Origin of the sequence: Paenibacillus sp. 2TAB26, assembly GCF_052115145.1 — a bacterium.
GTDB lineage: Bacteria > Bacillota > Bacilli > Paenibacillales > Paenibacillaceae > Pristimantibacillus.
This window is the reverse complement of sequence record NZ_JBFRGC010000026.1, coordinates 43,799-58,118: the sequence shown is the minus strand read 5'-3', so window position 1 is coordinate 58,118 and position 14,320 is coordinate 43,799. Positions and strand designations below refer to the sequence as shown.

The window sequence follows — 14,320 nt, the reverse complement described above, 5'->3', positions numbered from 1 at the left end:
GAGTTTTCTCCTTCCCGGTCATCCTTATTCTTCGTAATGAACCCAACGTTTGGATATTTTCATCTGCAGCAAGGTCAGCGTCAAAATCATCGCAAACAGCGTGACAGCGGCCGATGTGCTTGTACCGAAGGTAAAATCAACAAATGCCGAGTCATAAATGTGGTATACAAGTGTATAACTGGCTTTTGCCGGTCCACCCGAGGTCATGACAAAGGATTGATCAAACACCTGGAAAGATCCGATCACGGACATGATGGTGACAAAAAATGTAGTCGATGACAACAAAGGAACCGTAATATGCCGCAGCTGCTGCCATTTGCTGGCGCCGTCAATTTGTGCAGCCTCGTAATATGTCGCGGATATTCCCTGTAATCCGGCAAGGAAAAGCACCATACTGCCTCCAAGTCCCATCCATATGCTAAGCAGCGCAATGGAAGGCATCACGAACCGCGTGTCTGTCAGCCAACGGGGACCTTCAATGCCGAACCAATCTTTTAAGTATAAATTAATCAACCCGAAATCCGCGTTAAAGAGCCACATGAAAACGACTGCTACAGCTACGGACATCGTAATGTTAGGCATAAAATAAATGAGCCGGTAAAGGATCTTTCCTTTTACTTTATTTAAGCCAATAGCAACAAGCATCGCCAGAATGATGCCGGTCGGTACGGTGAGAACGGTATAATACAGCGTGTTAACAAGCGCGATCCTGAAGTCGGGATCTTTAAACTGCCCCAAGAAATTGTCCAGTCCGACAAAGGTCCGTTCACCGAAGCCGTCCCAGCTCATTAGACTGATGGCGAAAGCCAATATAAGCGGAATCAACGAAAAGATAACCAAACCGACCATTTGCGGAAAGATGAAAAAATATCCCCAAAGGCTGTCCACCGTCTTCGTCCTCATGAAATGACGTTTCGTATCTGTTTGGTCTATTGACGGAGAGGGCCCATTATTAACGGCCGTTTTCATATCCATGTTCGCCACGCCACCCTTCCTCTATTATAGTAAGAAGGAAGGGATTTCCGAATGTTCGAAAGGCCCCTTCCATTCCCTTGTGAAAGGACTGCTGCTTGCTTATTTTTTTCCTTTGTATTCCTCAATCTTCTTGTTCGCCAATTCCTCGATTTCCTTCATTGCTGTATCCAAATCCTCATTTTTCAGCCATAGCGCCTCAAAACGGGAATTAATATCATTACTTAGACCGGGAATACCCGCTTCAAACGGGGTTAATGCATAGCCGATTTCACGGGCATCCAGGAAAAACTGTGCATGCTCGGGAAGGTTCCCTTCAAGCACTACTTCATCTGCTCCCGATACCGAAGGAACGGCATTGCCACCTCCTTGAAGACGATAGGTTTGACCTTCCTTATTGACGAATTCCGACAAGAAGGTGTACGCCGCCTCTTTATGCTTGGTAGTCTTATTCAGTACCATATAGGCTGTCGGGATACCTGCAGGCTCGATTTTATTGCCGGTATTTGTCGGCCAGGTGACGATATCGTACTCGAGGCTATCGTTTTTCTTGAACAGCGGCAGGTACCAGCGCCCTGCGCCAACAAAGCCAACCTGATTGGACATAAACATCGCATCGCCGCCTTGTCCTTTTGGAAGCGTACCGGCAAATGTAATGTTTTTACTCTTGACGTTATCATATAAGAATCGGAATGCTTCGACCGCTTTCGGATCCGTGTAGCCGATATATTTGCCATTGTCGTCATAAACCTTTCCGCCGTTAGAGGTTACCCAACTGTGAGTACTGTTCCATGCATTATCAAGTACGTAACCATATTTGCCGCTTTCGCGGATTTTGTCGGTCATTTCCTTAAAAGCGTCCCAGTTCCACTGACCATTTATCTGCAAATCGGCGGGCATTTCAGTAATGCCTGCGTCCTTTAACACCTTCTTGTTATACCAAAGCACCATCGGGTTATTGTCTACCGTGGCCCCGTATATTTTACCATCGCGCTCAGCGGCTCCCCATAGGCCAGGAAAGAAATCCTCCTTCTTAACTGCGCTTCTTGCATCATCCATTAACGGTGTGAGTTCCTCGATGCTGCCGTTTTCAATCAATTTAACAATAAAAGCGTCACCGGCATAGAAAATGTCTGGGGCCGTTCCGCCACTCAATTGTGTTAAGATTTTTTGATCGTACTCACCCGGGATCGGGATTAACTCTGCTTCAATTTCAGGATGCTTCTTATTAAAATCGTTTGTGAAATCTTGAAACCTTGTTAATTCTCCCGGATTTCCCCATGTAGCCCACTTGATTTTCACTTTCCCCTCTTTTGGACTGTTTGTTCCGGCTTCTTCTCCATTAGACACCCCGTTGTTGCCACCACCGCTCGTACCGCAGGCTTGAATCAAAGCAGTCACAGCAATAATCATGATGAGTAGAGACCATTTGAGCTTATTCATTCTCTTTTTCCTCCCTCAAGATATCTAATTTTCATTCAAAAATATTTTGTAAGCGCTTTAATTATAGTTCATTGTCAAAGCGGGTTTGAACGGTTTATGTTCCGAAAGAGTGTCTTGTTTTCCGCAATTAGCATGATTTTATTTTCGCAACAAACCTTGAAATTCGGCTGGAGATACACCTACGATCTTTTTAAATTGCTTGCTAAAATATTTTACGTCGTTAAAACCAGACTGCTCGGCTACCTCATACACCTTGAGCGATGATCCTTGCAGCAGCTCTTTCGCTTTCTTTACGCGCAAGGCGATCAGGTGGTCGATGAAGTTCTCTCCTGTTACACGTTTGAACATTTCGCTGAAATAATTCCTGCTAACATTTACCGCATCAGCCACTTCCTGCAGGGAGATCGATTCCCTATAATGGCTCTTGATATAGTCAGCGGCCTCCATTACGATCCTTTGGTGCAATGTTTTATCCGGCCGCGGAGAGTCTTCACCGCCCACGATTGTTTGGTAGCCATCTTTTACATGTTGAATGACCTCAGTGACATAACACAGCCTGCCAAGCTCCCGGATTTTCCGGATGATGGAAGAATCTGCGTCTTTGAATATGGCAAACAGGCTAAGCAATTCCTCTGCCTCCTGCAGCACTTCCTCTTTCGATCGATATTGCGGTAACCAATGCTTCATGATTTCATTTATTATTTGTTCTGATCTGGAATGAAAGCCCATCGTTAACGACTCTTTGAGATCGTGTAAGGCTGTCGCAAAAGGATAGGGCGATGCCGAAATGGAATCCGTTTGCTCCTCAGCAGCAATCAAGCGACACGGTCCGAGGAAGAAACCGACCGCTAGCATTTTTTTCGCCTCCATGGAGGCATTCTGAAGTTCAAGATAATTCTCATAAACGACGCTGAGTCCTATGGATACTTGCAGTAGGTGCGACTCGGTATGCTGCGAAAACTGCTCGATAAGCTCATAAAACGTGGCATGCATGTTTGGGTGTACAGGAAGAGCAGCCAAAAGCAAGTCCGGACGAAGCATGACCGACACATAGGAACCAAATGCTTGATAGAGTACCTGTTTGAGCACTTCTCCCAGCTCCGTTAGGAGATCATTCCTTTCAGCATCCGTTTTGCCAAATACGTTGATCCCCAATGCGGCAATACGGTAGCTTTCTTCCGGGCATTCTGTCTTTATTCGTTCGATAGCAGCCAAGTCACCGCATAGCGCTTTGCAGAATGTCTTCTCCAGCATTTTCAGCTTATTAGCGAGCTGTTGGTCTTCAAACTGCTGAACGATTTGTCTGTTCTCGCTTTCTTCCTGAAGCTTTTTTTTCATTTGATTCAGAACCGTTATGAGTGAATCCGAATTAAGTGTCGGCTTCAAGATGTAATCGCTGGCCCCTAACCGGATTCCTTCCCGCACATATTCGAAATCATTATGACAGCTGAGCAGCAACACCTTGACCCAAGGACATAATTCTTTAGTCTTGCGCGTGAGCTCGAGTCCATCCATCACAGGCATAGCAATGTCGGTGATCAATATATCAATCTCTTGATTCTGAATCCATTTCATTGCGTTTTGCCCGTTTGACGCTTCACCAACCAATGTAAATCCGTGTCTCTCCCAATCAAAAGTGGTACGAAGCCCGATTCGCGCTATCTTCTCGTCATCAACCAATAGCACTCTGTACATAAGTTTCCTCCTTTGAATCAGCAATCGTAATAAGCACCCGGGTCCCTTCGTTTTTGATACTTGAGATGCTGAGACCGTATGTATTTCCGTAATATAACTGGATGGTCTGATGAACATGATTCAGCCCGATATTGGTCATCCCTTTATTGCTGCGCTCTTTATCGTTCATCTGCAGTTGATGAAGCCTTCCTTCATCTATTCCGATACCGTCGTCGGTTATTTTGACCACGATATTTTTCCCGTTTTGTTCGACTTCGATATCAATTGATCCATCTGCATCCTTTGGAGCGATCCCATGGAAAATGGCGTTTTCGACGATGGGCTGAAGCAGCATTCGGGGAATTTGTATTTTTTTGAGCTCCTCCCGGCAATGGATATTTAAACTGATTTTGTTATCATAGCGGTATTCCTGAATGATCATATATTTCTGGAGCAGTTCAAGCTCCTCCCCGAGTGGAATGAAAACGCCATTCCGTTCAAGACTGCCTTCCAATATTTGAACCAGCGTAGTGACGGCGTTATCTACATCATTGGTCCGGTTCAATTTAGCCATCCACCTAATCGAGTTCAGCGTATTATAAAGAAAGTGAGGGTTAATTTGATAGCGGAGCGCTCGTACCTCCGCCTTTTTTTTCTCCGATTCCTCCTTGGCGATTCGGGCGATTAACAGATCGATCTGTTTGATCATTTTATTAAAGCTGCGGCCCAGCTGCCCAATCTCGTTCCGGCCGACGCTCTTGCTCCGGACGCTCAGGTCGCCGTTCTCGCCTTTACGCATCAATCGGCTCAGATTAACTAACGGATTACCGATTTTACGGGTAACGAAATACCCCATGCCCATTGCAGAAAGGATGCAGCAAAGTGCAATCCACATCGTGAATTTCCGGATACTGGCCGAATCGGCTGTCAGTTCCTCGAGAGGTACAACCCCAACCACATCCCAGCCGTTATACAGGCGTTCAGGAATCACCAGCGTGCTTTTGTTGTCTTTGTTATATTCCGTCGCTTGCGAAGGAAGGATGAGCTTGGACTCTTTCCCATACTGCTTGGAATCCGGATGATAGAAATAACGGTTCTTGTCATTTGTGACGTAGATGTAACCCGTATCCCCAAATTGAACGCGGTCAAGCTCATCGATCAGAACCTCGCCCATAATCTCAAAAAACATCACGCCGATAATGTCGCCGGTTTCCCAGCTTCGTATGGCGCGGCCAAGGCCGAATACAGGAAACCCCATTTCCGTTTTTTTTAAATAAGAGTTTTGAGAGAGTCCGAACCAAACGCTATTACCGTTTGCTTCCAATATCGCTTTATACCAGTCGGAATCCCATTGATCCAGAGACACCAAGGAGTCCGAGCTTAATACCGAATTGTTGCGGTTCACATCGAATATATAGATATCGAGGATTTCTGACGAATTAATCATGATGGATGTTAGGATATCTTGTCCATCTTGAATCTTGAGCGTGGTTTCATACAACTTCTCTTTCGATTGTTCCTTCAAAATATTGTGGATGACCTTACTGTTTAACACCATCATGGACGAATCATCAAGCTTTTTGAAATAAAGGTTCAGCTTGTCACTCACCTGTGTAATAGTAAGCGAGGCTACCTTACTGACTTGTTCCTCTACGATAGAGGACGATTTATGATAAGACAAAAAACCCATGACCAGAACGGGAAGCGTCATGCCGATAAAGCAGAACAAAAAGAGTTGGACTACAATGGAATGAAAATGACGGAAGCGCATGGTCGTTCCTCCTTTATATTCAACATTAGTTTGCTGAACTCTATATTACTCAAACTATAACAGCGCTTACAATAGTTCATATTAAAAAAAAAAAGATTATCTTCAACTCTTTCTCTTTTTTTATGAAGGTGCATTTTTTAATAATCAATGCCCTCGAACCATAAGGTTTTCTGAGCATAACAAAGAAACTTCACCCTGACTTGGAGAAGTTTTCAAGTAACACACCCGAAAACGAGCCAAGCAAGTGAAGTCACTTGTATATTCTCCAAGAAAGCCTATTATTCTTTAACAAACTGCAAGCACCGCTTGAGAACATCGATACATTTACCGGCCTGCATCGCCGTTTGAATGTGGATCTTCGCTTCCGTTACCATTGCAGCCTTCGGCTTGATCGGGAAGCTCCTTCGGTAGCGACATTAATCCGTATCTTCGCCGAGAAGACAAATCAAGAACTTGCTAAGCGCCTATTTAATGATCTTGTCACACGCTGTATGCAAGAAGGAGTCATCGATGGGAGTCACATGGCTGTCGATAGTGCAGCGATTCATAGCTATGAGAAGTAGCAACCGAAACGCAAATTAGAACTGACTGGAAATGCCAACTGGGGTGCGAAGTTCGACTCCTTCCGCAACAAAGTCGAGTGGTTCGGCTACAAGCTTCATCTTGCCGTTGATACCACAAGAGAGCTACCTATGGCGCTATCGATTACACCGGATCATGTTAATGACGGCGATATGGCCCCCTGCTCTGATAAAAGATACCGATACCGAAAACCAATAATAAATATGGCAGTTTTGATGATCTTCTTAACGAACTGGCAATCGCATTTGAAATTGGATTATAACCTCTGGACAAAAGAATAATGACAGAACTCATAATTGAGAAAAATAATTCCCAAAAAGTTACAGAAACACCTCTCAAATGGGGGGGGAAATAGCGGTGATTAATTTATTACGTCCTTGTATAGGAATAATGAGGTTTTTTTCAAAAAAACGCCCCGAAGGGCGAAGCATGTTCCTCCACTATCGTACCCGTTAGCTTAATAAAATGAGCATGCCAATGTAGTGACTGCTCATACATGTGTGTTTTTCAACTATCGTTACCCGATAATTGAATAGAAACGTGGGTTCAGGCTAAATATCATACGTAATCTGACCCCAGTCATACCAGGTAGATAATGCGAATGTTGCGCTTTCAGAGTCGTTTCAGAGTGTGTACTCCACCACCTACGTCATGGCCTCAAGATGCTGGAAAGCTGAGGGCAGCGACTCTTCTTCGAGGCGCTGGTGGATCAAGGCGGCACACTCTTCGGAACTAAGCACCGAGGTGTCAACCTCCAGATCATAGATACCAAGCATATGGACAGCCTGCTGCCACAATCTCACCGGCTTTGGCACAGATCCGTCATCTTCGTAGCCGGAATTCCAAGTAGCGATCCTCCGCTGCATAACAACCTCTAATGGGCATCGCACACCAACAAACAAAACCGGCAGTCCACTCAGAGTCCGGGCACAGCTAGGAAGAATCCCCCGCGGGATCGAATAAGCATCGTGGTGACCGACATCAACTACAACATTCAGCCCCAAGCGGCTGTGCGCAGCAATAGACTCATACATGGCTTGATAAAGGGTCACAATGAGTGGCTCAAGGTCGGGGCGTTCCCCACCTGGCCGAAGCCCAATCCCTGGCCGGTAGCGTTCAGGGGTCATCTGCATGAACCGGTCGACTCCCATGTTCATCCACACACCCTCGAACGTATTCTGAATCACAGTGGCAATACTGGACTTCCCTGACCGCGGAGTCCCGTTTAAAATAATAATCTGTCCGGGCACATCTACCTGTAACATTTGCTTCCCCCTTGATTGTAATGAATAAAAGTTCCTGCTCTCAACCTCAAGACGTTGGAACTCCGGCCACTCTTGGAGGCGCTGGCGGATCAGGGCGGCACACTCTTCAGAACTGAGCACCGAGGTGTCAACCTCCAGGTCATAGTTACCAGGCATATGGACAGCCTGCTGCCATAATCTCACTGGCTTTGGCACAGATCCGTCCTCTTCGTAATCGGAATTCCAGGTAGCGATCCGCCGCTGCATGACAACCTCTAATGGGCATCGTACACCCACAAACAAAACAGGCAATCCACTCAGGATCCGGGCACAGCTCGGAAGAATCCCCCGCGGAATCGAATAAGCATCATGGTGCCAGACATCCACCACGACATTCAGTCCCAGACGGCTGTGTGCAGCAATGGCTTCATACATGGCTTGATACAGGATCACAATTAGAGGCTCAAGTTCAGGGCGTTCCCCACCTGGCCGAAGCGAGATCCCAGGCTGGTAGTGTTCGGGGGTCATTTTCTTGAACTGACTGCCCCCAACGTTCATCCATACACCCTCAAACATATTCTGGATCGCGGTGGCAATGCTTGACTTCCCAGCCCGCGGATTGCCGTTCAGAATGACTATTTGTCCGAGTTTATCTTCTTGTGACATGCGTTTCCCTCCACACAATGATTTCGTTCATACTGTGAATGTTTTTTCTATCTTTGGAAGTTACAATATAGATTGTAGCAACTATACGGCTAATGGAATAGTCTGTAATTTTAATATAATAAGGCGTAAAATTGAATGAGAACATAATCTTATCTTGTTGTGCTATTCTGCCCGTTCATATTATAGTTCAACTAGATATATCCTTATGCCGCAGTCATTGTCAGATAGGTCACTTAATTAGCAAAATAAACCACCACGAAGGGTGGTCCGAACTCATGATGAGCACTATCGGATTTGGATAGGAGTGGAGAGTCCTGTCCTAAAGCTGAAGCTTTTTAGTGTTAGACTCATACATGTCTTTCTTCATCATTCTAGCAAGAGATTAATGATTGATTATTCGACACTGCGTAACCAACAAAAATGAAACCTGTAAAGACGATGATTCCAATCAAGGTTTGTTGGTCGCAACTTTGGATCTCCACGAGCCCCTATGCCTTTACGCCGAGCACCTCTGATTTTCGTTGAAGTAAATCGTATTGTGTAAGCAGATGCTCTTTTTTGGCTAACTTCGTACCGTGCCTGATGCCAACCGAACAGCTTGCAGCGGCTTTCAAACCTGATATTGCTTAGTATTAGGGATGCTGCTCGTAACTTGAATGAAAACAAATAGCAGTTGCCGCGGCAAGCTGCTACCTGTTTGTTTATAGAATCAATATTAACACATATTGGAAGTACCGACATTTAGTTAAATAACGAAAGAGGAGCTGCCAACTAGCAAGCCCCTCTCCCATTAGGTAAAGACTATATACTCCTGTTCAGTTTAAAATCGAAACAATTATCACTTGTATAGCGGGATCTGCAGCTACTTGTTCGGGCTTTCTGAGTATTACCATAAAATGTGAACATCCGTTTCTGTTCCGTAATATCCGGATATTCGTCGATCGCGCGGTTGTTGCCGTCTCCAGCAAAGTTCGCTGTCACCTATTTGCCGATGAGCCTTCTCCCGTCGTTGTTGGTATAGGATTGGTTTATTCCGCTAAATTTTGAGTCGGCATTCTCTTTGAACATAAAGCTTTGCGTCCTTTTAATAATACCTCCACACGACCGAATAACCTCCTACATTGGTAATGGAGCATTCAGGAACTATGGCGTGATTTTATTATGAAGTAATATCGTCGAAATTTCGCAATAGGCGCTGCTTCAGCCCTTTTTCGTTTGTTGTTAGTTCTTGCATGATCGGAATACTCATATTGGTATTTGGGTTGTATTTAAGGCCCCAGTGCATTATGGAAAATACGACCGGAAACAGATCAAGTGCCTTTTGTGTTGGTCGGTACATCGTTTGTGCGCGGTTTGAATCGCCTTCAATCTTGACGAGCAGGCCTGCTTCAGTGAGTGATAGGAGCCGTGCGCTCAAAATATTGGTTGAGATGTTCTCGCGTGAAGCAAGAAACTCACGGTAATGCCGCTTGTTATGGATAAGGACGTCACGAAGTATGATTAGGCTCCATGGATCCACTACCAAGACATTCACCACTGCACCATCAATATCACCGAACTTGTTCTAGGTAAAAAAGTTGTTTGGCACATTGTAGACAACTACTTTAGCTTCGTAAAGGACAAGAGCGAGTGGAAAGGTACCGACATTGTCTTTGAAATCGCCATGAAGGGTGACAAAACAGAAGTTCGCTTTACGCACGTAGGCCTCGAGCCCGCGCACGAATGCTACGGCGTATGCTCGGACTCCTGGGGTACCTACATAAACGGCAGCCTGCGCAACTTGATTACCGAGGGTAAGGGCAGCCCAACCAAAACGAGCAAATTGCAAACAAACACGGCATAGAAAACTCTTAAAAGTTTGTTGAAAATAAAATTTTAGAATGGCTTTGATGATCTGTTACGTTTTTTGCATCGCCAATTCGATATCCTTCATTTTGACCTTGATAAAAGAGAAAGCGGCAGCCCAGTACGCGAAAACCAGATAATAGTTGTCAAGCTACAGTGTGGGGAATTTTTCAAAAACTGATATACTGTTTTTTGAACACAACAAATAATCCTTCAATGACGTGAAAGATTGTGGATAATTGCGGTGATTAAATCTGCTAGGGTTGGTCTTTATTAAGGATGGCTTAAACGTGATGAAGGAGCTTATTGGCGTAAGTAATCACAACCTCCTTGTAGGGCTTGCCCTCTTTTCTTTTCATATCATAATAATCCTTCAATCTGCTATTTCTTCCACCACGTAGTCCGCATTGAAAGGCTAAATATAGAGCTCTTCGAAGTCTTTTTGATCCTCGTTCTTTAGCTTTGCCTCGACATACATCGAGGTTATAACTCATGTTGTCTTGTCACATGCTGTAGCTCATTATACAACTCGTCCCATGTACGATGTGGAGTTACATCACCCCGATAGTAAATGTCGGCTAAGTGCCATGCATCTATAGCTTCGGTTTTCACTTTTCGCAGTTGCGTGTTTCTTGCAGGTTTAGATTGAAGTGGGTGATTATAAAAATACTCCCCACTTATTAGAAGAAACTAATCCTCGACGGTAATGATCTGTTGCTTCCAAAACAACGACTGGCTCCCTGCCCGTGTGTTCCTTCAATTTATCTAGCAATTATCCTAGTCTTTCAAAGCCGCTCTTCACGTGCGTAATACTCTCCAATATTCCATACGGTTCATTCCTTCGTACAAAAGCCTGAACGACGCTGAATCCTTTAGCTACATCTAAACCTACAACCGGCTCCATAACACACTCCCTAATTTTAAAGTTGCCTTCACTCCCACAATGGTTTTAAACCCATAGCTTCGCTTGTGATGCGAGATCCCTAGCTCAACCACCTCAAACATGGTCATTGGGGCAGTGAGAGAACTGTTTTCACGACGGGGTTGCCCCAGTCGGCTATTACCACATGCGAAAAGAGGCTCGCAGCTTCCGTATAGATTGGATACAGATGCTAACAGCTACTGATGAACGATTCGAGCGTCCTGCTGATTTTTCTGCGCCTAGATTTCTCTTATCAAGTCTACTACCTGATTCTGCTGAAATGGATACCTTTATTTCCATTCAGATAGATGGGAGCGAGCCTGCATTCGATGATTTAAGTGGACATTGCTTTTTGGCTCATGGCCTTGTTGAACGTTCTCAGTTCGAGGCGCATTTCAAGCTAGAGGAAGATACAATTTTGCATCAACTTCCTTACTTCCTTCTTAATTATGGCGGGAAAATTCAATTGAAGGAACCGCAGTTTCTCAAACAGCGGATGGTTGAAGTAACCATGAACTTGTACAAATATTATGAAGCACAGCTTCTTCACTGACCATTCCTGTCAGTGAAGATGGGGTAGAATGAGAGTATGAATTTTTTTAGAAACATCATATTAACTTTAGACCTAGAGGAGCTGGATCATGAATTTACTTCAAGTTCGAATATTGGTATAAGATTTCCCGAAGAGCGAGGCTTTTTATAGAGATGTTTTGGAGCTCCAAGCTGACTGGTATGAGGAATCGATGGAGCATGCACTATTGTGCCGCTCGAATTGAGCTGCTGTCTCGTAAAGCAATTGGAGAAACGCTTGGTGAAGATCTGGAGCAAGCTGAAAGATATGGGACGAAGTCTTCACCAATCGATCATAGATTTCTCATTCATTCTCTCGAAGAAGCATGTGGTGTTGACTAATGCCAAGCAGAAGGGATGCTGTTGCGTAGCGTAAATGATTATCCACAAATATCCGGCTTGCTGCTGGAGCGTGTCGGTAGGATAAAAGAAAAACCCACGATTTTAGCAGGTTGGAATAGGACTATATTCTTGTCATCCGACAAGTAAGCATTGAAAAGAGAGTACGTTTAATAAAGAGAGTATAGTGCCACTGCTATTTTTATTTTTTATACAACTCAAACGTAAATAATCGACTCCCTCAGCAACTGGAATTATGCCAAACTACCAGTATGTCTGGGTCCAAAGTTGTTAACACTCTGCGATGAAGAATCGACAATACATCAGAACTATCGGACTTCTACCAAATAAAAAAGCAACCTTTACGGTTGCGATGTTTTATTATCGTGGAATTTAGGGGGGGATGCATGAATCTTGATTTTTGTAGCTGACGACGCGTATCCGGATGAAGCTTTCAGCGGTAGATTCAAACGCTGTGCTCCTCCACCTTCGGCTACGTTTACGCTTCACTGAACCCCTGACCAATTTTGGTCCAGCGAAGAGCTCTCCATCAGAGCTAATTTTCCAAGATAAATCCTGATACTGAACTTCAATTCTTTGGGTTAGTGTAACAAATCCCTCCATGCTCCCGTGGTGGTTCGTTGCCATGACCAGAATTGTCAAACTTAAGGCATGTACCTTGACACGGTACATACCACGCTCAGTGGACGCCGCTTTATTTGAACCGCTGGGATTGCCTTGAAGGCATAATAGTCAGTTCCGGAATGTTGACATGCTCAGTCTGCTCCAGTGCATAGAGTGCTGCTTCTGCAACATCATCGGGGTGTAACGGCAAAACTTTCGAAGTAAACGCACGAACTTCAGCCAGTTGTATATCGGCAGGTACCGCCAAAACCTCGTACAATTCCTCTTTATGCAAGTCTTGAACCAGCTCATCCAATCGTTCCCGACGGCGTGCCACTAAGGCTACATATGCGCCGCGCTTTGCCAGTTTCCTGGAAATCGATGCCCCGATGCCACTGCTGGCGCCAGTCACCAAGGCTACTTTTCCTGCTAGACTCTCCTTAGCATTCCAAGATAGCTCCAAATCATCCAGTTTCATTTCGCATCCTCCCGGATCCAACATTATTTTGTTAAAAGCACGCGATGTAAACCCTGGCTGCCTCCAGGTGCCGTTCCTATATATAAATATCCGTTATGACTTACAGCCGTAGTTACACCATATAATGAGCCTTCTGGATCATGCCAGCTTTCGATAAGCTCTCCCTGCGGACTGAACACAGCAGCAAGCCCATGCTTCGCCGGTGCGCTTGCACCGCTAAGCAGCGATTCTGGCAATTTGGCCATGGTACCGGCCAACCAAGGGCTGCGATGCATCTGATCTACAAAAGAGATGCGAGTCGTGAAGATGCCCACCCAGAATTGACCATGCTCATCACGTGTAATATTGTCTGGGAAGCCTGCGAGATTTTCCGCAAAAATATCAGATGTCCCCTTCTTTGTGCCCTTGAGCCAGTATCTAGTCAACTGGTAATGATATGATTCCGCAACAAGCACAAAATCTTCATCCGCAGACAAGGCAACCCCGTTTGCAAAATAGAGGCCTTCCAACAGGACGGTCGTCTGTTTGGTCATTGGATCGTACTTCAGCAAACGTCCATGCGGCTTATTCTCGGCAATTTCTTTAAATGTCACCTTGCCATAGTTCGAGGTATCGGAAAAATAAATTGAGCCGTCCTGGGCAATATCAAGCTCGTTAGCTAAATAGATCGGCTTGCCGTCCACTTGATCAGCCAATACCTCTATGCTCCCGGAAGGGTTTATAGACAGCAGTCCCTTCTGGATATCAGTAACGATCAAATCGCCATTGGCATCGAATTTAAGCCCATTAGGCGTTCCTTTAGTGTCTGCAAATACTTGGGCTTCTTGCGGATTGCCATCTGCATCGAAACCAACCTTGTAAATTTTCCCGTCAGAATCTCCTGTATATAGCGTACCCTCTTTATCAAACGTAATGAATTCCGGAGATTTAGGGGCATCCGTAACAAGCTCAGCTGAGCTGAGTTTATTGTTCTGTTGCCACGGACCAGGTTCCTTAAAAGAGGGACCCGTCGGCGCGATCCATTTTGCTGGTGTGATAGGTGAAGGTACAAGTGAAAAAATGATTATTCCAAGAAGCATCACCGCAAGCAATGATAATACCACTCTTCGAACTTTACGACTCGGGCGTTTAGGACTATTCAAGCCTTCATTAGATTTAACGGAATGAACTGGTTTATTGGGCATTATAGC

13 protein-coding genes and 1 pseudogene are annotated in these 14,320 nt (G+C 44.9%); 3 read left to right on the top strand and 11 right to left on the bottom strand.

Annotation, left to right across the window (positions count from 1 at the left end):
- Positions 1 to 24: 24 nt before the first annotated feature.
- The 4 genes from AB4Z50_RS26785 to AB4Z50_RS26770 all read right to left on the bottom strand — a co-directional run bounded on the left by AB4Z50_RS26785 (position 25) and on the right by AB4Z50_RS26770 (position 5,860).
- Positions 25 to 903 (bottom strand): carbohydrate ABC transporter permease, encoded by an 879-nt coding sequence (locus AB4Z50_RS26785; RefSeq protein WP_441884027.1) that lies wholly within the window; start codon positions 901 to 903, stop codon positions 25 to 27.
- 171 nt (positions 904 to 1,074) lie between these two features.
- On the bottom strand, positions 1,075 to 2,415 hold the full coding sequence (locus AB4Z50_RS26780; RefSeq protein ID WP_441883887.1) for an ABC transporter substrate-binding protein: 1,341 nt from the start codon (positions 2,413 to 2,415) through the stop codon (positions 1,075 to 1,077).
- Between the two features lie 138 nt (positions 2,416 to 2,553).
- On the bottom strand, positions 2,554 to 4,110 hold the full coding sequence (locus AB4Z50_RS26775) for a response regulator transcription factor (RefSeq protein WP_441883884.1): 1,557 nt from the start codon (positions 4,108 to 4,110) through the stop codon (positions 2,554 to 2,556).
- Positions 4,088 to 5,860, bottom strand: a complete 1,773-nt coding sequence (locus AB4Z50_RS26770) for a cache domain-containing sensor histidine kinase (protein ID WP_441883881.1) — start codon at positions 5,858 to 5,860, stop codon at positions 4,088 to 4,090. Before AB4Z50_RS26770 ends, AB4Z50_RS26775 begins: the two co-directional genes overlap by 23 nt.
- Positions 5,861 to 6,153: 293 nt before the next feature.
- Between AB4Z50_RS26770 and AB4Z50_RS26765 the strand changes: the two are divergent.
- Positions 6,154 to 6,603, top strand: a pseudogene (locus AB4Z50_RS26765) (transposase); the annotation flags it as partial.
- Between the two features lie 483 nt (positions 6,604 to 7,086).
- Here AB4Z50_RS26765 and AB4Z50_RS26760 read toward each other — a convergent pair.
- The 5 genes from AB4Z50_RS26760 to AB4Z50_RS26740 form a co-directional block, all read right to left on the bottom strand.
- Complete coding sequence (locus AB4Z50_RS26760; protein ID WP_441883879.1) at positions 7,087 to 8,352, bottom strand: chloramphenicol phosphotransferase CPT family protein; 1,266 nt, start codon at positions 8,350 to 8,352, stop codon at positions 7,087 to 7,089.
- Positions 8,353 to 8,840: 488 nt separating this feature from the next.
- On the bottom strand, positions 8,841 to 8,966 hold the full coding sequence (locus AB4Z50_RS26755) for a hypothetical protein (RefSeq protein WP_441883877.1): 126 nt from the start codon (positions 8,964 to 8,966) through the stop codon (positions 8,841 to 8,843).
- 545 nt (positions 8,967 to 9,511) lie between these two features.
- The gene (locus AB4Z50_RS26750; RefSeq protein ID WP_441883874.1) at positions 9,512 to 9,871 is read right to left on the bottom strand and encodes a winged helix-turn-helix transcriptional regulator; all 360 of its coding nucleotides are present in this window, start codon (positions 9,869 to 9,871) and stop codon (positions 9,512 to 9,514) included.
- An 809-nt stretch (positions 9,872 to 10,680) separates the two neighbouring features.
- A complete protein-coding gene (locus AB4Z50_RS26745) occupies positions 10,681 to 10,809 on the bottom strand; it encodes a hypothetical protein (protein WP_441883871.1) in 129 nt (42 codons plus the stop codon).
- A 160-nt stretch (positions 10,810 to 10,969) separates the two neighbouring features.
- The gene (locus AB4Z50_RS26740) at positions 10,970 to 11,101 is read right to left on the bottom strand and encodes a hypothetical protein (RefSeq protein WP_441883868.1); all 132 of its coding nucleotides are present in this window, start codon (positions 11,099 to 11,101) and stop codon (positions 10,970 to 10,972) included.
- A 163-nt stretch (positions 11,102 to 11,264) separates the two neighbouring features.
- Between AB4Z50_RS26740 and AB4Z50_RS26735 the strand changes: the two genes are divergently transcribed.
- On the top strand, positions 11,265 to 11,672 hold the full coding sequence (locus tag AB4Z50_RS26735) for a hypothetical protein (RefSeq protein WP_441883865.1): 408 nt from the start codon (positions 11,265 to 11,267) through the stop codon (positions 11,670 to 11,672).
- A gap of 179 nt (positions 11,673 to 11,851) precedes the next feature.
- Positions 11,852 to 12,031: a hypothetical protein gene (locus AB4Z50_RS26730; RefSeq protein ID WP_441883862.1), complete on the top strand. Its 180-nt coding sequence runs from the start codon at positions 11,852 to 11,854 to the stop codon at positions 12,029 to 12,031.
- Between the two features lie 712 nt (positions 12,032 to 12,743).
- Here the strand turns inward: AB4Z50_RS26730 and AB4Z50_RS26725 are convergent.
- Together AB4Z50_RS26725 and AB4Z50_RS26720 are read right to left on the bottom strand one after the other, a co-directional pair.
- Positions 12,744 to 13,154, bottom strand: coding sequence for an SDR family NAD(P)-dependent oxidoreductase (locus AB4Z50_RS26725; protein ID WP_441883859.1), 411 nt, complete (start codon positions 13,152 to 13,154; stop codon positions 12,744 to 12,746).
- Complete coding sequence (locus tag AB4Z50_RS26720; RefSeq protein WP_441883856.1) at positions 13,154 to 14,314, bottom strand: SMP-30/gluconolactonase/LRE family protein; 1,161 nt, start codon at positions 14,312 to 14,314, stop codon at positions 13,154 to 13,156. Before AB4Z50_RS26720 ends, AB4Z50_RS26725 begins: the two co-directional genes overlap by 1 nt.
- Positions 14,315 to 14,320: the final 6 nt, after the last annotated feature.